The 19,805-nt window shown below is 36.1% G+C and carries 19 protein-coding genes; 3 read left to right on the top strand and 16 right to left on the bottom strand.

What is annotated here, in order from left to right; genetic code table 11:
• The 6 genes from ACY65O_RS17570 to ACY65O_RS17545 all read right to left on the bottom strand — a co-directional run.
• Positions 1-1,420: hypothetical protein (locus ACY65O_RS17570; protein ID WP_462222165.1), on the bottom strand; the 1,420-nt coding region annotated here is incomplete at its 3' end.
• 39 nt (positions 1,421-1,459) lie between these two features.
• The gene (locus tag ACY65O_RS17565; RefSeq protein WP_462222164.1) at positions 1,460-2,167 is read right to left on the bottom strand and encodes a lipoprotein signal peptidase; all 708 of its coding nucleotides are present in this window, start codon (positions 2,165-2,167) and stop codon (positions 1,460-1,462) included.
• Between the two features lie 150 nt (positions 2,168-2,317).
• On the bottom strand, positions 2,318-4,798 hold the full coding sequence (locus ACY65O_RS17560) for a bifunctional UDP-N-acetylmuramoyl-tripeptide:D-alanyl-D-alanine ligase/alanine racemase (RefSeq protein ID WP_462222163.1): 2,481 nt from the start codon (positions 4,796-4,798) through the stop codon (positions 2,318-2,320).
• Between the two features lie 86 nt (positions 4,799-4,884).
• Positions 4,885-5,889: a TerC/Alx family metal homeostasis membrane protein gene (locus ACY65O_RS17555; RefSeq protein ID WP_462222162.1), complete on the bottom strand. Its 1,005-nt coding sequence runs from the start codon at positions 5,887-5,889 to the stop codon at positions 4,885-4,887.
• 3 nt (positions 5,890-5,892) lie between these two features.
• Positions 5,893-7,596 carry a gliding motility-associated ABC transporter substrate-binding protein GldG gene (gene gldG / locus ACY65O_RS17550; RefSeq protein WP_462222161.1) on the bottom strand — a complete coding sequence of 568 codons (1,704 nt, stop codon included), beginning with the start codon at positions 7,594-7,596 and terminating at the stop codon, positions 5,893-5,895.
• Complete coding sequence (locus ACY65O_RS17545) at positions 7,597-8,355, bottom strand: ABC transporter permease subunit (RefSeq protein ID WP_462222160.1); 759 nt, start codon at positions 8,353-8,355, stop codon at positions 7,597-7,599. It lies immediately after the preceding gene.
• A 357-nt stretch (positions 8,356-8,712) separates the two neighbouring features.
• Between ACY65O_RS17545 and ACY65O_RS17540 the strand changes: the two genes are divergently transcribed.
• Positions 8,713-9,141 (top strand): hypothetical protein, encoded by a 429-nt coding sequence (locus ACY65O_RS17540; RefSeq protein ID WP_462222159.1) that lies wholly within the window; start codon positions 8,713-8,715, stop codon positions 9,139-9,141.
• 212 nt (positions 9,142-9,353) lie between these two features.
• Here ACY65O_RS17540 and ACY65O_RS17535 read toward each other — a convergent pair whose 3' ends face one another.
• The 3 genes from ACY65O_RS17535 to ACY65O_RS17525 all read right to left on the bottom strand — a co-directional run bounded on the left by ACY65O_RS17535 (position 9,354) and on the right by ACY65O_RS17525 (position 11,743).
• Positions 9,354-9,704: a HesB/IscA family protein gene (locus tag ACY65O_RS17535; protein ID WP_462222158.1), complete on the bottom strand. Its 351-nt coding sequence runs from the start codon at positions 9,702-9,704 to the stop codon at positions 9,354-9,356.
• A gap of 185 nt (positions 9,705-9,889) precedes the next feature.
• Positions 9,890-10,309: a Fe-S cluster assembly scaffold IscU gene (gene iscU, locus ACY65O_RS17530; protein ID WP_462222157.1), complete on the bottom strand. Its 420-nt coding sequence runs from the start codon at positions 10,307-10,309 to the stop codon at positions 9,890-9,892.
• A gap of 135 nt (positions 10,310-10,444) precedes the next feature.
• Positions 10,445-11,743 (bottom strand): IscS subfamily cysteine desulfurase, encoded by a 1,299-nt coding sequence (locus tag ACY65O_RS17525; protein ID WP_462222156.1) that lies wholly within the window; start codon positions 11,741-11,743, stop codon positions 10,445-10,447.
• 41 nt (positions 11,744-11,784) lie between these two features.
• Here ACY65O_RS17525 and mce point away from each other — a divergent pair, with 41 nt between their 5' ends.
• On the top strand, positions 11,785-12,186 hold the full coding sequence (gene mce / locus ACY65O_RS17520) for a methylmalonyl-CoA epimerase (protein WP_462222155.1): 402 nt from the start codon (positions 11,785-11,787) through the stop codon (positions 12,184-12,186).
• A gap of 42 nt (positions 12,187-12,228) precedes the next feature.
• Here mce and ACY65O_RS17515 read toward each other — a convergent pair whose 3' ends face one another.
• The 3 genes from ACY65O_RS17515 to ACY65O_RS17505 all read right to left on the bottom strand — a co-directional run bounded on the left by ACY65O_RS17515 (position 12,229) and on the right by ACY65O_RS17505 (position 14,146).
• Complete coding sequence (locus tag ACY65O_RS17515; protein ID WP_462222154.1) at positions 12,229-12,522, bottom strand: putative quinol monooxygenase; 294 nt, start codon at positions 12,520-12,522, stop codon at positions 12,229-12,231.
• A 226-nt stretch (positions 12,523-12,748) separates the two neighbouring features.
• Positions 12,749-13,477: a rhomboid family intramembrane serine protease gene (locus tag ACY65O_RS17510; RefSeq protein ID WP_462222153.1), complete on the bottom strand. Its 729-nt coding sequence runs from the start codon at positions 13,475-13,477 to the stop codon at positions 12,749-12,751.
• Between the two features lie 30 nt (positions 13,478-13,507).
• On the bottom strand, positions 13,508-14,146 hold the full coding sequence (locus tag ACY65O_RS17505; protein WP_462222152.1) for an MBL fold metallo-hydrolase: 639 nt from the start codon (positions 14,144-14,146) through the stop codon (positions 13,508-13,510).
• A gap of 67 nt (positions 14,147-14,213) precedes the next feature.
• Between ACY65O_RS17505 and ACY65O_RS17500 the strand changes: the two genes are divergently transcribed.
• Positions 14,214-17,840, top strand: coding sequence for a BamA/TamA family outer membrane protein (locus ACY65O_RS17500; RefSeq protein WP_462222151.1), 3,627 nt, complete (start codon positions 14,214-14,216; stop codon positions 17,838-17,840).
• Positions 17,841-17,853: 13 nt separating this feature from the next.
• On the opposite strand, the gene ACY65O_RS17495 is transcribed toward ACY65O_RS17500, so the two are convergent.
• From ACY65O_RS17495 to ACY65O_RS17480, 4 genes are all read right to left on the bottom strand, one after another.
• The gene (locus ACY65O_RS17495) at positions 17,854-18,399 is read right to left on the bottom strand and encodes a DUF1361 domain-containing protein (protein WP_462222166.1); all 546 of its coding nucleotides are present in this window, start codon (positions 18,397-18,399) and stop codon (positions 17,854-17,856) included.
• 114 nt (positions 18,400-18,513) lie between these two features.
• Entirely contained in the window at positions 18,514-18,876 is a 363-nt protein-coding gene (locus tag ACY65O_RS17490; protein WP_462222150.1) for a diacylglycerol kinase family protein, read from the bottom strand.
• Positions 18,877-18,904: 28 nt separating this feature from the next.
• Positions 18,905-19,120 carry a hypothetical protein gene (locus ACY65O_RS17485; RefSeq protein WP_462222149.1) on the bottom strand — a complete coding sequence of 72 codons (216 nt, stop codon included), beginning with the start codon at positions 19,118-19,120 and terminating at the stop codon, positions 18,905-18,907.
• Positions 19,121-19,123: 3 nt separating this feature from the next.
• Positions 19,124-19,805: DUF4153 domain-containing protein (locus ACY65O_RS17480; protein ID WP_462222148.1), on the bottom strand; the 682-nt coding region annotated here is incomplete at its 5' end.

Raw genomic sequence — 19,805 nt, 5'->3', positions numbered from 1 at the left:
CTTTAATATTACCTGTGGCAGGTAATCCTCCAATAGTACCACTGCCAAGACTAATAATCCAATTTGCATTTTTTGCAAGATTTGAATCTAATATAAGTCCCTCAGCGTTTTGAAATCCAGTACCACTGCCTTCAAATAATCTGTAATAAAGACCTCCATTTTTTCTCAGATATATTGAATCTTTATCCCCGGAAGGGAAAAAAGTTTCTTCAAAAATTCTGTATGAAATGCCATTAATTAAGATACTATTTGTTTTAACTTCTGTATAAATTGTATCCGAAGAAACTCCACCTATATATCGCTCAGTAAAATTTGTTAGAGATGTTTGAGGTATATAATCGCCATTTAGTGGCACTGTAGCAGGAACAAAGGTTACAGCAAAATCGCAGGTGGTTGCAATATTCGGTTTAAAAGTATTAAATGTACCTGCAACAGTGGGAATACCAGTTGCAGTCAATATAATTGTTTGTGCCCCTAATGCTAAAGTTCCTGTTCCACTAAAACTAATGCCATTAACAGTATTGGTAGTAATGTTATAGGAGCCAGCTGTTGTTACACTAACGTTTAATTTAACGGTATTGCCTGCAGATGCGGCACTTCCCGCAGTATATACACCTGCAACTGTAAAGCCTGTGCAGGTAGCTGGCGCACCATCCAAAGTAAACACTGCTGGCGGCGCTGCTGGTTGAACAGTTACAGGAACAGTACAGGTGCTGCTGATATTAGTTACGCTAACAGCCGAAATCTCTGCTCTTTGCGGTGTACCTGTACCTGTTAGTGTTACCAATTGCTTTCCAGGTGACGTAAAAGTTCCGCTTCCTGTAAAAGCAAAACCATTTGTTGGAACAGGAGATGCCGCTATTACATAAGTTCCTGTTGTGGTAACATCTACTTCAATAGTAAGTGTGTTTGACAGAGCCAATGCAGTGTTAACAGTATATACTCCGCCAACCGTTGCATTTACACACACAGCGGGAGATCCGCTTAATGTAAACACAGCAGGTACAACTCCCGGACCGGGAACAGTTATTGCAAAAGTACAGGTACTGGTGCCATAAGTAATTGTAAATATATTGGTGCCGGCTGCAAGTGGTTTACCTGTTGCATAGAGCCGTATAGTATTTAATCCCAAAACTACGCTGCCGGTTTTGCTGAATGAATAACCATTAACAGAATCTGATTTAATATCGAAGGTGCCTGGATAGGATACATTAACCTGTACATCCACAAAGTTGGCTGTGTTTAATACAGAATCTTTTTTAAAAATACCATTTACGGTAATTGGTGAACAATCGCCGCCGGCATCTTTTTTAAACGCCCCTGATGATGCCCCGGAGTTATCAAATTTTAATTCCTTTTGGCAGCTTGCAAATGCCACAAGTGTTGCGGCTGCAAAAATTACAGATTTGAGCATTCTCATAAACAGGTATTAAATTAATGTTTTATAAAGATAAGTTTTTTATGAAACCTGCGACTCGTCGTTTACCAGCGCCTTAGTTTCCACCGTATGAGTGGTTTCTTCGCTTTTACGCTGCTTAAAGAAACGTTTTTGAAAAACTAATATTGTAATAACACCTGTTGATATTGCAGCATCGGCCAAATTGAAAATAGGCCTGAAAAATTCAAAATCGTCGCCTCCCCAAAAAGGAAACCAGGAAGGGAATTGACCCCGTATTACCGGAAAATAAAGCATATCCACCACATTGCCGTGTAAAAATGAAGCATAGCCGTGTTTGGCAAATACAGCTAACCCGTTGTAATCAACATATCTTTTTGTAAACGGATCTAATGTCATCCCTTTATCAAAAATTAAACCGTAAAAGGCCGAATCAATTAAATTACCCAACGCCCCTGCATAAATTAATGCTGCACAAATAATAAAACCCCTGTTGTATTTCTGTTTGATAATACTACCCAAATACCAGGTACCAAATACTACTGCCACCAGCCTGAAAATGGTTAGCGCCAATTTACCCCAGCTACCACCAAACTTCCACCCATAAGCCATACCCGGGTTTTCTACAAAATATAATTGAAATCTCTCACCTAAAATATTTTGGTGGTTACCAGGGCTCTCCAAAGTAAAATGGGTTTTAATATACAATTTCAGTGCCTGATCGGCAATTACCACCAGGGCAATAATAAATGCAACGTGTTTTGCTTTCATAAGGGGCAAAGATAAGAGAGTTTGGTTTAGGGGTTTAGAGGTTTGGTAAGGTCTTTCACATTGCCAATTGCCAATTGCCTATTGTCAATGGCCAATTGTTTATTGTCTATTGCCTATTGCTTATTGTTTATTGCCTATTGCCAATTGTTTTCATTCTTCATAATAAACCCTTTTTACTCTTTGAGATATACCGGTTAATATTTCGTAGGGAATTGTATTGGCCCATTCAGCTAATTCGGCAACGGATAATTTTTCTCCAAAAACAATCACATCATCGCCTTCTTTTGCATCAACGCCGGTTATATCCAGCATCGTCATATCCATACACACGCTGCCAATTACCGGAACTAAATTTTTGTTCACCCACATTTTACCAATACCGTTGCTAAGGCTTCGGGGATAACCGTCAGCATAGCCAATGCGTACGGTGGCAATAACAGAATCTTTTTCGGCAATGCCTTTACGGTTGTAACCAATACTTTCGCCAGACTTTATTTTTTTTATTTGTGAGATGGTAGTTTTTAAAGTGCTCACATTTTTTAATTGCTGCTGTATTTTTTTGTTAGCATCCACTCCATACAAACCAATACCCAGCCGCACCATATCTAACTGTAAATTTTTATGGCGGTGTATGGCGGATGTGTTGGCGATATGTTTTAAAAATGGATAGCTGATATTTTTTTCAATGGCACTGCATGATTTTAAAAATAATTTTTCCTGCTGCTTTGTAAAATCGTCATGCGCCTTACTGTCGCTTGCCGCCAAATGAGAAAATACCGATTGAATTTTAAAAGTTTCACCGGTGGAAATTTTCTTGCACAGCTCCTCCATTTCTGTTGCCACAAAACCCAGGCGGTGCATTCCGGTATCTAATTTTATGTGCACGGGATAATTATTAATACCCGACTGCTGCAGGTATTTTTCAAATGCATTTAAAATGCCGAAAGAATATAATTCCGGCTCCAGGTTAAACTGCACCAGCATATCAAAAGTGCTTTCTTCTGCATTCATTACCATTATGGGTAAAGTAATTCCTGCACGGCGAAGTTCAACGCCTTCGTCGGCATAAGCCACAGCTAAATAATCTACTTTTTGAAATTGCAACAAATTGGCAATTTCAAAACTGCCGCTGCCATAACTAAAAGCTTTTACCATTGCCATTAATTTTACACCGGGCTTTAACTGCTGCTGGTAAACTTTTAAATTATTAATAATGGCATTTAAATTTATTTCTAAAACTGTTTGATGTGTTTTTTGTTCCAGCAAATGGCTTATCTGCTCAAACTCAAAAACTCTTGCGCCTTTTAATAATATGCTTTCGTTATAAAAATGCAGGGAAGGAAACTGCTGTTTAAATTCGGCAGTAGAATTAAAAAATCCAGTTTCTTTTATTGTTGCAAAAGCATCGCTGTGTTTTAAAATTTCGGTACCAATACCAAAAATGCGCTGTATATTTTTTTGTTGTAAGATGTCTGCCACTTCTTTATACAAGGCTGCATTGCTTTTACCACTTTGTAAAATATCGCTGAGTATTACCGTGCGTTTGGGATGTTGCTGTTGCTGCTGTAAAAAATCTAAAGCAATGGATAAAGAAGTAATATCGGCACTGTAACTGTCGTTAATAACAGAACAGTTGTTGATGCCTTCTTTTAATTCCAGCCGCATTTCCACAGGTTTTAACTGCAGCATACGCTCCTGTATTATTTCATCATTAATCTGTAAATGTAATAATACACACCAGCAGGTAATGGCATTTTTTATTGCTGCATCATTGGTAAAAGGTATGGAGATACTTATTTTTCTTTCTTTAAAAATGCCTTTAATTACTGTATTGAATGGCTGTACCTGAATGGTGGTAATACAAAGTGTTGCGGCTTCTTTTTGGCCCCAGCTAAAAAGTATATTATTGTTTTTTTGCTGCAGTTCCAGCAATGCTTCATCTACCAAAATTTCATCTTTACAATAAACAACCACCGGTGTTTTTATAAAAAGCTTTATTTTCTCTTTTATTTTTTCAGTAATATTTTCAAAACCCTCGCTGTGTGCTTCTCCAATATTGGTAAAAATGCCAATGGTGGGCTCAATAATTTCTTCCAGTCTTTGCATTTCGCCGGGCATTGAAATACCTGCTTCAAAAATGCCGAAATTGTGTGTTGCATTTATTTGCCACACACTTAAGGGTACACCAATTTGAGAGTTGTAACTTTTAGGGCTGCGTACAATAGTATAATCGGTTTGCAGCAACTGGTGCAACCATTCTTTTACAATAGTTTTTCCATTGCTGCCCGTAATGCCAATTACAGGAATATTAAATTGCTTGCGGTGATGTGCAGTTAATTTTTGCAGTGCATCCAAAACATTTGCTGCCAATAAAATATTTGCATCGGGATAATTATCTTCTAAAAAAACAAATGAGGCATCTACTATAAAATTTTTCACCCCTTTATTGTACAAATCTTTTACAAAAGCATTGCCCTGGCGGCGTGGCCCCGGTATGGTAAAAAATAATGTGGAGGAAGGAAATAATAATTTACGGCTGTCTATTAACAGGTGTTCAATAAAAGCAGCAGCATTTTTACTGATTAAAAATTTGCCGTCAATTATTTTTTCTATTTCAGCAATGGTGTACATCTGTATTTATTGTGCAGCAATAATTTTACACATACTGATAATTACATAATATCCTGCATTGTATAAGTAAATGGCTGTTGTAATAGTTAATGCGCCTCATCATCATCTTCTTCGTTGCTTGTCTTTTCATTTTCTCTGTCAATAAAAATAGAATACATAACAGAGGCAGCCAAACAAATCAAAATAAACCCAAGAGAAATAAATACCTGTGTGGTTTTATCTATCCATTGATTTATCCAGTGCTCGCCAAGCATTTTTAAACCAATAAATATTAATACCACAGCAATGCCCTGTGGCAGGTAATCGAATTTATGAACAGCACCCCTAAGCAAGAAGAATAAAGAGCGCAGGCCAAGCACAGCAAAAATATTAGAGGTGTAAATTACGAGCCTTGCCGTAGCCTGGTAGCCTGGTGTTTTAGTATCAACAATACCCATTACTGCAGGTATGGAATCTAATGCAAATACCAGATCGATTGCTGCCAGCATTATAACCACCACAAATAAAGTGGTGTACTTTTTTTTACCGTCTTCTATTACTGTAAACCTTCCGTTGCCATCATTGGGTGCAAGTGGTAAAATCTTTTTTAAAAAATTATACACTTTGCTTTTTTGAGGATCAAATTCTTTTTCATCTTCTACCGATACAAACATTTTGTAACCGGTATAAACCAGGAAAACACCAAATACATATAACAGCCAGTGAAATTTTTCTACCAATGCAACCCCAACAGTTATAAAAATAATCCTGAAAACAATAGCCATCAATATTCCTATAAGTAACACCCTGCCATAATTTTTTTCTTTTACACTAAAAGCCGTAAAAATAAGGATGAACACAAAAATATTATCTATGCTAAGGCTCCACTCCATAAGGTAGGCACTCAAATATTCCAGTGCAGGTTTCTGGCCTTCTTCTATCCATAAAAAAATGCAGAATACCAATGCCAGGCCTACCCAAAAAAAGGTTTGATACAGTGCTTGCTTTATAGTTACTTTCTTGTCTTTCTTACTCATCAAACCCAGGTCGAAAATGAGTGAAATAATAATTACTGCACTAAAAACAAGGTATATCAGTTGTGTTTTGTTCATTTGTTATTTTGTGTATTTTCTTTTACGCCACCACTGGTAAATAATTGCAAATAAAAATACCAGTACAACAGGCACCGCAATATTTATTAATTGCCAGGTGGTTTTTTCTGCTTCAATTTTTTTTGTATCCAGCAAACGTAAGGTATAATCTTTTGCTTTGGCTTCGGATAAACCAGATGGATTAATTAAATAATCTAAACAGTTTTGCAAAAAAGCTTTGTTGGCAAACTGATATTCGTATTGTGTACCTGCAGTGTAGCGGTTTATACCCATGGGTAACGGGCCATCTTTATCTGCCGCATTTAAAACCATATCGCCATCGGCAACTATAATTATTTTTCCATCGGCAAAAGCCTGTGGTTTAAAAGTAAGCCCGTACTGCTGTAAACTATCATTCATTGCCTGCGATAAACGGTTGTTGTACAAAGATTGAAATTTACCTTCTAACAAAACTGCTACAGGAATATTTGCTTTTTTAAATTTTGCATCTTCGGCGGCGTTTACATTTTCTCTGCCGCTGATAACAGCAGGTGTGGCAATCGTTCTGGAGTTGGGTGATGAGCTTAACAAAATTGTTTTTTTAATTCCATCAGCTTCTATGGTATCAATTGAATTTACAAATTGCCCCGACACAAGGCCAAGGCTTTTGTTAATAGTATGATTTGATTTTGTTTCAAACAAAGGAAAATAATTCCAGCGCAAGTATTCCAGTTGTCCGCTTCCGTTAGTAACAAAAGGATAGAAATCGCATTGCAGATCCATCAATAAATCAGAATTAATTCTTGCGCCGTATTTAAACAGCAGATCATCTAATCCTAAACCTCTGTCATAAGCAACTACTTCGTTTTTAATACGCAGGCTGTCCATTTCTGCATCCAGCTTATCAATAAACAACAATAATTTTCCTCCCCTCATTACATACTGATCAATTTTTAATTTTTCTTCGTCGGTAAATTTTTGTGTGGGCTTAACAATAATTAATAGTTTAAACGTATCAGCATTTAGAGGATTTAAATTAAGATCAAGTACTGTAAGATTATAATCTTTTAATAAAACACTGTTGGCCAAATCGTAACTTCTTACATCTCCCGGCTCGCCATTGCCTGCAGAGTAAGCCACCATGGGCTTTTCTGTTTGAACTAATTTATTGATGGCATCTGCAAATTTAAATTCCATCATTGCCTCGGCGCTGTTTATTTCGCTGTAAGTAATTGCTTTTGATGAGCCGCTGTACAATTCAACCGGCATCACTTTTTCTTTATACCTTACTAATGCAACCGGGTATAGCAACTGCTGCTGCTCTCCTGCTTTTAACTGCGATTTTAAATTGATAGGATATAGACCCAATGCACTTAATGTATCGCCCCACTTTATTGCTGTGCCTTCCATTTCATCATCAGGACTAATAAAATTGTATTGAAAATTATTACCGGCAACTTCTTTAAACTCACTCAATATTTCGCTGCTGCTGTTAGCTAACTTTTTAAAACCACTGGGGAATTCACCTTTTAAAAAAACATCCACTATCACAGCATCATCTAAATTCTTTAATATTTTTTTTGTGGGTTTGGATAAGGTAAAACGTTTTTCGTTTGTAAAATCTATCCTTGTATGATACAGCGATGCCAGCCAGTTAAGTGCCACTAAAAAAACTATGGTAATGAGTAACCACAATTTACTTTTCCATATTTTATTTAAAATGCCCATTTATTTTTTATACAAATTCTTTACTGTTATTAATAAAAATAAAAAAATAACGCTGATAAAATAAACTACATCTCTGCTGTCTAAAACGCCACGGTTTATGCTTCGGTAATGAAAATCTATACCCAGCATTTCTGTATAATAATCAAGCCCATTTGTAAAAAAAGATAATTTGCTTAATGCATTAAAACCAAAAAATAAAACCAGGCAGCCAAACACACTTATTAAAAAAGCCACCACAGCATTATTGGTAAAGCCGCTGCAGCATAAACTGATGGCTGCAAAAACTGCTGCTAAAAAAAACAGGCCAATATAACTGCCGGTTATTCCGCCACCATCAATTGTACCCTGTACACTTAATTTTTTTATAGTAAATATGTAGATAAAAGTGGGTAGAATTACAAAAAGCAATACAATTAAAATAGAAAAGTATTTACCTAATACTATCTGCCATTTGGTAAGCGGCTTGGTTTGTAAGATTTCAAAAGTGCCACCTTTAAATTCATCCGAAAGCGTACGCATGGTTAATGCAGGTATGAGAAAAAGTAGGATCCAGGGTGCCAGCTCAAAAAATTTATCTAATGTGGCATAACCAAAATCAAAAATATTACTGTCTTTTAATACAAATAAGAACAGCCCATTTACAATTAAAAACAAAATAATGGCAATATAGCCGGTAAGGTTGCTGAAAAATTGTTGCAGTTCTTTTGTACAAATACTCCACATGTGGTTATAAAATTGCTGCAATTTACTACTTAACAAATTAATTTACAGCGATAAAATGAAACATATTTAAATTTAAACAAATGCCATCCTGCCTTTTATTTTGTGATTTGACCATTTAAAAAATAAATTTTAATTTTTTAAGCAGCACTTTACAAAAAGGCTTTGTCTTATTTTAAGAATAGGCCGTTTAACAACTGACTGCTGTATAAATTGCAAGATTTTAAAGCCAGGATTAAATTTTTTAAGTTTTTTTTGACTGCACAAACAATCGCTTTAAAGTTTAAAAATTACCAAAGTTGTTTACCCAAAACCAACTGCTGAAAAGCCCCATTTTACCGTGGGGTTTTTTTTATGGATTATTCTCTTCCCTGCATCTGTATAAAAAATTTTATTATGAAAAAACTGATAATTGTGCTTGCCGTAGGTATGGTAGCATCAAACGGTATGGCTCAAACTGGTAAAAAAAATATGGCGCCGCCACCGCCGCCGCAGGAAATAAAGGATATTCCCCCACCGCCTCCACCTGCTCCGCCAACAGAAGCAAACTTTGTTAAACCCCCAGTACCGCCAGTTCCACCTGTTCCGCCAAAACCGCCGGTAAAATTTAAAGCCCCTGTTATTGTAAATGAAAAAGGTTATTCTATTTTAGTACAAACCACCAAAGAAGAACCAATAATATTATTAACTAAAAAAGGTATAACTCAAAAAATAAGAATGAGTGTTTGGAATGCCAAGCCGGAATATTTTGAAAATAAATATGGTAAACTTCCACCACCTCCACCGCCCAGACCTGTTCCGCCTATTTTGCCAGAGGTAGAATAATACCAATTAGACATTAAAATCATACTGTCAGCCTGAGCTTTTCGAAGGCGGGTTGACATTGCACCGGTTTCGACAAGCTCAACCTGACATTTTTTTAATCGGATGATTCAATGTCTAACTGGTATAAAATATAACCATTATGAAAGCAAAAGCCCTCCGAAATTGGAGGGCTTAATATTTTTACATGGAATGAATGTCAAGCTGGAGCTTAACTATACTGCAAAACTTTCGCCACAACCGCAACTGCGGCTGGCGTTGGGGTTATTAAAGAAAAAGCCTTTGCCATTTAATCCATCGCTAAATTCCAATTCGGTATTTACCAGGTATAAAAAACTTTTAAGGTCGCAAACAATTTTTACCCCTTTATCTTCAAAAACCTGGTCCATTGGTTTTACTTCGTTATCAAAATCCATTTTATAACTAAGTCCGCTGCAACCGCCACCCACAACTCCTACTCTTAAAAAATAAGAAGGGTCATCAGCAACGCCAGCGTCCGTCATCAGGTTGATGACTTTGGATTTTGCTTTATCTGAAATGAAAATAGAATTATCTGTTGCTACCATTTTTCCCCTGTCTCCGCCACGGTGGAGAACTTAGATTGATAATTAATAATTATTTTGACGCCCTACTAATTTTATACTTGCAAAAAAAGTAAAGCATATTCTTCGTTACCTTCTCCTCCTTTTCCCCCTTTAGGGGATAGGGGTTTCTCCTACATAGTTGCCCTTTAGGAGCGGAGGGGCTGCTTTTAATGTACCACACTCTCTTCAAACTTAATAGCTTCTTTACCATTTTTTACACGGTAATCGTTGATAGCTGCTTTAATAGCATCTTCTGCCAAAACTGAACAGTGGATTTTTACAGGAGGGAGATTTAATTCCTCAACGATATCCATATTGTCAATCTTTAAAGCATCATCAACAGATTTGCCTTTAAGCCATTCTGTTGCTAATGAAGAAGAAGCAATAGCAGAACCGCAACCAAAGGTTTTAAATTTGGCATCGGTAATCATACCCGTTGCATCATCTACTTCAATTTGCAAACGCATAACGTCGCCGCATTCTGGTGCACCCACCAAACCAGTGCCTACATTTTTACTTGCTTTATCCAGTGTACCAACATTTTTTGGATTTTGGTAGTGATCGATTACTTTTTCTGAGTATGCCATGAGAAAAAATTTGAAAATGTGAAAATTTGCAAATGTGCAAATTTAAAAATTGTTACCTTTTATTTTATTTATTAATTCTTGAAAATCAACTACTGCTATTTGCAAATTTGCACATTGCTTCATTTGCAAATTGTTTTAATGCGCTGCCCACTCAATTGTACTTAAATCAATGCCTTCTTTATACATTTCCCAAAGCGGGCTCATTTCTCTCAACTTCAACACTGTTTCGCTTATTGCTTTTATGGTGTAGTCAATTTCTTCTTGGGTAGTAAAGCGGCTTAATCCAAAACGCAGCGAACTGTGTGCCAGATCATCTCCCAAACCTAATGCTTTTAAAACATAGCTTGGTTCTAAAGAGGCAGAAGTGCAGGCGCTGCCGCTGCTTAATGCAATATTTTTATTAAAGCCCATCAGCAAACCTTCCCCTTCCACATGTTTAAAACTAATATTAGTTACATGCGGTAAGCGATGTTCGGTACTTCCATTTATATATGCTTCTTCCAGCTTCATTAATTCAGTTTCTAAATGATCTCTCATTTTTATTATGCGTTTACTGTCTTCTTCCATATCCAGCATACACAATTCGCAGGCCTTACCAAAACCAACAATACCCGGCACATTTAAAGTACCGCTTCTCATACCTCTTTCGTGGCCGCCACCATCCATTTGTGCTGTAACTTTTACCCGTGGGTTTTTTCTACGAACATACAATGCACCAACTCCTTTTGGCCCGTACATTTTATGTGCAGTAAAAGCCATTAAATCTATGCCATCTTTATTTACATTAACTGGTATTTTTCCTACCGCCTGTGTACCATCTGTAAAAACCAGTACCCCATGTTTACGTGCAATAGCACTTATTTCTTTTATTGGCATTACTGTTCCAATTTCGTTATTGGCATACATAATGGCAATAAGAATAGTGGTGGGTTTTATTGCAGCTTCCAGTTCTTTTAAATCAATAAGACCATCAGCTTTTACCTGTAAATAAGTTACTTCGCCACCAATTTTTTCAATGTGTTTGCAGGTATCTAAAACTGCTTTATGCTCGGTAGTTGCTGTTATTATATGATTGCCTTTGCTGGCATACATTTCATATACACCTTTAATGCCCAGGTTATCACCTTCGGTAGCGCCGCTGGTAAAAATAATTTCTTTAGGATCGGCGCCAATTAATTTTGCTACCTGCTCACGTGCATAATCAACAGCCTCTTCAGCCTCCCAGCCAAAAGGATGATTACGGCTGGCCGCATTACCAAAATGTTGTAAAAAATAGGGCGTCATTGCTTCCAGCACCCTTGGATCCATGGGTGTTGTAGCGTTATTGTCTAAGTATATCGGTAACTTCAGCATGTCTTTTATTTCTTGTTTATAATGCAAATTTACTGCAAAAGGTTCTATTTTAGCTATTCCATTTTTTGTGTTACCCTTCATTTTACGTATTTCGTAAACCAGTGTTGATAAATAAAATAATTATGCTTAAAACTGAACATATTGGTATTGCTGTAAAAGATTTGGCAAATGCTGTTCCACTATTTGAAAAACTGCTGAATAGTGAGTGTTACAAGACAGAATTTGTTGCAGGAGAAAAAGTAAACACTGCATTTTTTAAAACCGGGGATACCAAGATTGAATTGTTAGCAAGTACTGATCCCGAAGGTGTTATTGCAAAATTTATAGAGAAAAAAGGTGAGGGCATACACCATATTGCTTTTAATGTAACAGATATTTATGCAGAGATGGAGCGTTTAAAAAATGAAGGATTTGTTTTATTAAACGAAACACCAAAGGAAGGTGCTGATAATAAACTGGTTTGTTTTTTGCATCCCAAAGGAACTAATGGGGTGTTGATAGAATTGTGTATGGAGAAAAAATAACAACCCAACAGTAATGATGGGTCGTTATACAAAAAACAAAAATTATTTAACTGCCAGTAAATCTACAAATTCAATTACCGGATCTTTTGCTAAAAGTTCGGCTGCATTAGCCATTAATGCTTTGGCAATTTCGCCCTGCAAATGAGCACTTCTGCCGTCTTCAGTTTCAAAAGTGTCGAAAATACCAAATGTATTTTCGTTTATTTTAAGCCCATACCATCTTACTGTTGCAGTTTCTGCCTGTGCCAGTGATAATGCACTTTTTAAAAATTCAGCTACAATTTCTTCTTTACCGGGTTTAGCTTCTACCCTCGCTAATAATGCAAATTTTTCCATGATTGTTATTTTTTTAAGTGATAAAAATTATTGTGATAATAATTAGTGTGCAAATAAATTAAATACGGAAATACAAAAGTATGAGCAGCAATAAAAATGCTGGTGCAAGTGTATTTAAAAGAAAAATTATGGATCATAGCGATGCCTTAATATGCAATGTACGTTTTTTTAAAGGCTATGGTTGCACCGTAATATTAATTTTAAATTTTGCCAATGATGGCAAGAGTTATGTAAGAGCCGCAGATTTTTTATCAAAAAATTTTATTAGTAATATCCCTGCAAGAAAGCCGCCTATATGTGCTGCGTATGCAACGCCACCGCCGCCAACCAAGCCACTAACAATTTGAAAAGCAATCCACACCCCCAATGCCAGCGAGGCCGGAATAATAACTACCTGGTATAAAAAAAGTGCTTTTACTTTTAATTTGGGAAACAATAATAAATAGCCGCCTAATACACCACTTATTGCACCCGATGCACCAAGGCTTGGTGTAATGGAACTCTGCTGTAAAAAATAGGTAGAGAACACATGGCTTAAAGAGGCTATTACCCCTGTTAATAAATAAAAAATTAAAAAGCGGCTTTTACCCAACCTGTGCTCCAGGTTATCGCCAAAAATAAAAAGGTATAACATATTGCCGAGTAAATGCATCCAGCTGCCGTGCATAAACATTGCTGTTATTAACGTAAAATAAACGGGGATGTTGGTTGGCAACAGTGCCGGTATCAAAAACTGAACCCCAGTATATTCATCAACTTTTATCTGTGCTTGTGTTACAATATCTTTTCCCGTTAATATTTCTGCCGGCACGGTGGAATAAGCATACGTAAAATCGCTGTCACCACTCATTTGCTGAAATAAAATCCAAACTAAAACATTGGCTGCAATTAAGGCGTAGGTTACATATGGCTTTGTGGTAATAGCCGAGTTATCGTCACCGATAGGTAGAAGCATGTTGCAATTTTTTTCTAAAGTAAGAATAATTTATACTAAATAAGGATTTTCATTCTTCTCTTCCCCAATTGTTGTTGTCGGGCCGTGGCCGCTGTACACCACGGTTTCATCGGGCAGTACCAATAATTTTTCTTTTATATTTTTTATTAATTGTTGGTGATTGCCGCCAGGTAAATCGGTACGGCCAATACTACGATTAAACAAAACATCGCCGCCAATTAAAAAATTTTGCTCCTTGCAATAAAAACAAATATGCCCCGGCGAATGGCCCGGTGCTTCTATCACCGTTAGTTCGTCTTTATCCAATACTACTTTATCGCCTTCTTTTAAAAAAATAAAATCGCCGGTATAATTATCAAAAGGCAGGTTGTACATAAGCCCGCTGGTTGGTGCAAATTCTAATACTACCTTTTCCTTAGAATGAATTTGTGGCGTTAATGTATAAGTTTCGGCAACGTATTTGTTACCAAAAACATGGTCTAGATGGCAATGGGTATTAAGCAGCATTTTAGGAAGTAAGCCACTCTCTTTTATAAATTGTGTAAGCTGTTCCTTTTCGGCATCAAAGTAACAGCCAGGGTCTATAATGATGCAGTTATTAAACTCGTTGTACAGTAAATACGTATTTTCCTGTATGGGGCTAAAAACAAAAGATTTAATTTTTAACATTCACTGATTATTTATTATGATTAAGATTTACCTGAAAACAACTAATTTTAAGTTATAAACGATTACTATGCAAAGTAAGCTGACTTTTCAGCAACCTAAAACGCAATTTTTAAAAAGATTAAAGATATTATTCAATAAAGGAATTATGAAAATGCCAACGAAAGCCAACGCCCCATCCGCTTTAATAAAAGTTGAAGAAAGGTATATCGTACAAGTGAGTGACACAACGATGTTCAGTAGAATTAATAAAGCTGGCTCCAAAAATATTTTTTTATGGTTTTTTACTTTTTGTTTATTAGCAATTGCCTGTTGCTTATTGCCAATTGCCATACGTGCACAGGTAAATACAGTAGAGTTTGGTAAAAACAGGGTGCAGTTTAAAAAGTTTAAATGGCAATATTATCAAACCGCTAATTTTAATATATACTTTAACCAGGGTGGCGAGGAGCTGGCAAAATTTGTTGCCCAAAGCGCCGAAAAAGAATTACCTCAAATAGAAACCGCAGCAGAATACAGTTTGCAACGCCGTGCCAATATTGTTTTATATAACAGCTATGCCGATTTTGAACAAACCAATATTGGCCTTGGTACCGACTGGCTGAATAACAGCGGCGGCACTAAACTTGTAAACAATAAAATGCCCATTTATTTTGATGCCGACCATGCCAAATTGCGCCTGCAAATAAGAACCGGTATTGCAAAAGTATTAACCGATAATGTTTTGTTTGGTGATGATTTGGGTGAAGTAGCCAGCAACCAGGCTTTACTAGATTTACCCAAATGGCTTACCGATGGCTACGCTGCTTACCTGGCTGAAAACTGGAGTACTGATCTGGATGATGAATTAAAAAGCGAAATACTGAGTGGCAATTATAAAAATTTCAACCGTTTTGCTTTTACAAAACCTCAAATTGCCGGCCACGGTTTTTGGTATTTTATAGAAGAAAAATATAAGAAAGAGAACACTACTTATTTATTATACCTGGCCCGTATTTATAAAAACTTAAATAAGGCCTGTATGCAGGTTTGTAAAAAGAAATTTAAAGCCGTGCTGGCAGAGTTTATGGAATATGAGGATGAAAAATATTATAAAGACATTACTAAAAGAAAAGCGTATCCCAAAGGCAGTTATGTAGAAGGTTTTGATATTAATAAACGCCTTGATTATTTCCGTTTTAATGTAAACCCCAATAAAAAAAGCCGCTCTTATGTGGTAATGCAATACAAAAAAGGTATTGTAAGGGTTATTTATAATGATGAAGATGTAAACAAAACTTTATTAAAGTACGGCACCCGCAGTTATATGAACGAGATAAATCCTAATTATCCATTAATGGCATGGGATCCTAAGGGTACAAGAATTACAGTGCTGTACACTGCCGAAGGAAAAATAAATATGTTTGTGTATGATATTGTAACCAGGATAAAACAATTTAAATTAGACCTGACACAATATTTTGACCTGGTGCAGGACATCAGCTACATTAACAACAGCAACACATTATTAATTACTGCTGTTAAAAACGGGCACACAGATATTTTTACTTTCGATTTTCAAAAAGAAAAATTAAAACAAATCACTGATGATGTTTACGATGACCGTGATGCATCTTTTGCTGCTTTCCCAAATAAAAACGGAATTCTTTTTGCCAGCAACCGGCCAACACCTTATGCAAAAGGCGGCGATACCAGCCTGCCCAGCAATAACCATTACAATGTTTTTTTAATTACCAATTTTGGCGATAAGCCAGAACTGAATCAAATTACCCAGCTATCGCATTTAAAATATGGCGATGCCCGGAGCCCAACACAATATAATCAAAACCATTTTACTTTTGTAAGCGATGAAAACGGTGTGGGTAACCGTTATGCCGGATTTTTTACCACTAAAGCTGAAGGCCTGGATACTTTAGTTTTAATTGCTGATGAAATTTTACGCAACCCATCGCCTAAAGAAGTGGACAGTACTTTAAGGGTGTATAAAAAAAATGATGTGGATTCTATTGCTGTAGTTGCAGTGTCGTCAGATTCGGCTTATACATTTCCTTTAACCAATTACGAAAGCAAATTGTACGAATCGAGAATTGCAGGCGATAATAATCAGGTGAGTGAAGTTACCCGCCAAAGCGATGAAAAAGTTTTGTATAAACTAAAAATTAATGAAGACGTATTGCGCCGCCGCAACATAACTGCTCAGCCAACCGAATACATGAAAAAGAAAATGGCGGAATACCAATTGGCTAAAGGCTCAAAAGGTTTACCTGCAGATACTCCTGCTTCCGATACTGCAAAAAAACAGGATGACTTTTTTCAGAGTGAATTTGCAAACGAGAAAAAAGACAGCAGTTTATCAGGACAAACTTTTCCTGCTGTTGAAACAGAAAATGAAATGGTTTTAAAAAACATAAAACTATTTCCGTATAAGCCGCCAAAATTTTATATTGAAGCCGGATCATTTGGTTTTAATAATTCGGTTTTAATAAACCGTTATCAAACTTATGGTGGTGGTGCAGGGCCAATTCGTTTAAGTTCTTCTACACCACTCAATGGCCTTACACGTATTGGATCGTCGGAGTTAATGGAAGATGTAAAAATTACAGGTGCTTATAAAATTTCTTCCAACTTAAAAGACAATGAGTGGTTTGTAAATTATCAAAATTTAAAAAGAAGAATTGACTGGGGCGTTTCTTATTACAGGAATGTGCAGGGATTTCAAACTCAGTTTAGTAATTTTTTCGGAAGAACTTTTACCAATTTATACCAGGGCAATATTTCTTATCCGTTTGATAAAAACAGGAGTATAAAATTTAGTACCGGTGTACGCTCAGACAAAGATGTTTTTAGTGGCGTGGATCCTCAATCTGTAGCCCAGCCCGATTTTCAATCCACTTATTTAACCAGTAAAATTGAGTACGTTTATGACAATTCTTTAAACCCCACCATGAATATTTGGAATGGCTTGCGTGCCAAAGCTTATTTAGACTGGAATTACCAGATAAATAAAGTGGTTAGTGCAGATGGGCCTCAAACTTATAATTTTGGTTTTGATGCCCGTTATTATTATCCCATTTTCCAAAATTTTATTTGGGCTGGGCGTGCTGCAGGAGATTTTAGTTTTGGTAATCAAAAATTCATTTATTATCTGGGGGGAGTTGATGGTTGGTTGATGTTTGGACAAAATCAAAAAATTGCTGCAAATGGTGATATAAAAGAAAGATATTTTAACACCAATAATAAACCGGCAAACGATCAGGATTATGCTTTTCAAAGCCTTGCTGTAAATATGAGGGGCTTTATACAAAATATAGCTAATGGTAATAATACCGTTGTAATTAACAGTGAGTTTAGATTGCCGGTGTTCAGCACTTTATTTAAACGCCCTATCAACAATGCATTTCTGCGTAATTTTCAGGTAGTGCAGTTTATTGATTTGGGTACGGCATGGAATGGCGGTTATAATAAAATAGGAAGGCCTTCAGTAATTTATAATACTCCGCTTCCAAACAATGGTGGCCCCGGCCCGGTTACTGTTAAAGTAAAAGCGGGAGGCATTGGTCCTTTTGCCGGCGGTTATGGCTTTGGTGCAAGAAGTACTTTATTAGGTTATTTTTTAAAATTTGATGCTGCCTGGACAATGAGTGGTTTCTTTAAAGGTAAACCGCAATTGTACTTTTCGATGGGGCTGGATTTTTAAAAGGGTATAAAAATTATTTTACAAGTGCCTGGTTTAAAAAACCGGGCAATTTTTTTATTATTAAATACAGCAAATAAAAAAGTGTGGTAAGTATAAAAGTTATACCCCAGGTTTTTAAATGCTGAAAAGGGAAAATAAATCTTTCTCCAATAGAAATTATTAAGCCAAAAGGATTGCTGATAATATCCCAGCTGTTCCAGCGTAAAAACCTGCCGAGGTAAACACCAAATGAAGCCAAAAATAAAATTGATACTATCAGCCGCTCTGTAATTCTGCTGCTAAAATGAAATTGTAAAAATTGGTGTACCCGAAATAAAGATACAAATGCCATAATCAATCCCACTATTGAAGAAGAGAAAATTAATATGGCATCAAACCATTTTGGTACAATTGTTTCCTGTTCAAGGTGAATTAAATCGGTAACGATATACAATGCATTGGGAAAAAATACCAGCCAGCAGCAAAAAACAAACAATTGCTTCCATTTTCTTGAACCGGTTATTTTTTTAAAAGAACCGCTGATGATTAAAGGAACCCATGCCAAAAAAATATTCCACACCAAAAACAAATAATTTATTTTGCCTGAATAAATTATACGCACTAAAATTAACAGCCCAATAAAAAGAAAAAAGGCCAGTAGTATTTTTTGAAATGAAATGCTTGTTTTCAATTTTTACAATGTTTTTAAATAAATAATTATTTTAGGCAGAAAGATTATACTGCCCATTACAAAACTGCTGCCAGCAGCCACTAAAACTGCCCCTGCAGCGATATCTTTTATTTTTTTTATTGCCGGATGAATGTCTTTATTTACGACATCACATAATTTTTCAATTGCGGTGTTTATCATTTCCATACTTATAACAAAGGCAATACAAAAAATTATTATCAGCCATTCATTTGTGGAAATACCAAATACGATTCCCAGCAATATTGCAACAGCAGCAAGAAGTACATGGATTTTAAAATTGGTTTCAGACGTGAAGCAAATTTTTATACCGTTAAATGCAAAGGCAAAAGATTTAAATAATTTCATACCACTTTTTTTGTAAGATACAATGAGTTTATGAAGTTTTATCCGCCACCCATTTCCACCAAAATGCGGTGCAGGTAGCATAAATAAAAATTTGATACAGCTCGTCGGAAATTGAATGTGCATTTCTGTCAACTGCCATAACTACCGGCACCATAAAAATTATTGCCAGTATAGTTACTGCAAATCCTAATGGGTGAACTGGAATATAAATCCATCCTGTTCTTTTAAACCAGAGTTGTTTCATGTTTTATTTATTTAATGATGATGTAATAACTGCTTTTGATAAATAATTTTCAACATAATCATCAGCGGCATTCCACGATAACCAGGAATAGTTTTTTTGCTCATTTAAAAAATCTCTTTTGCGTTGCTCAAAAACTTGCTTTGGCGAAAATGGTGAACGGTATAAATAATCTCCCTCTCCCTGCACAGTAGTTTTATCCAGCAATACCTCCTGATTTTTTTCAATCAGCGGTAATGTTTTATCAGAAAGTGTTAACAGAAATTGCACATCCAGCGGAATGGTGCTTTTATGAGCAAGGTTATACTTCGCCATCGTTTCGTCCCAATGCACACAAGATGCTGCAACCAGAAGTATAATGGCAAACCATCCATTAACCCTCAATAAATAATAACTGGTTTTACGCTGATGTATTTTTATAAACACGGTAATTAATCCCATCAATACCATCGATAGAAAAACCAGCACTCCAATTCGTTTGTAAGCAAGCCCCAGATGCTGTATATAATAATAATCTCTGAGCAAAACAGATATTACCAAAACAGCGTTTTGAAAAATCCATCCATAAGCACCATATCGCAGCCATTTATTTTTTTTATAAAAATTTAAATTCCCCCTGAAGAAAAATAATAGTACCAGCATAGCCAGTACAATGGAAAATATCAACATGCCTGTACCTTCATGCACA

It is taken from the genome of Ferruginibacter sp., assembly GCF_031430955.1.
GTDB lineage: Bacteria > Bacteroidota > Bacteroidia > Chitinophagales > Chitinophagaceae > Ferruginibacter.
The sequence above is the reverse complement of the archived record's forward strand: the minus strand, read 5'-3'. Positions and strand labels throughout refer to the sequence as shown.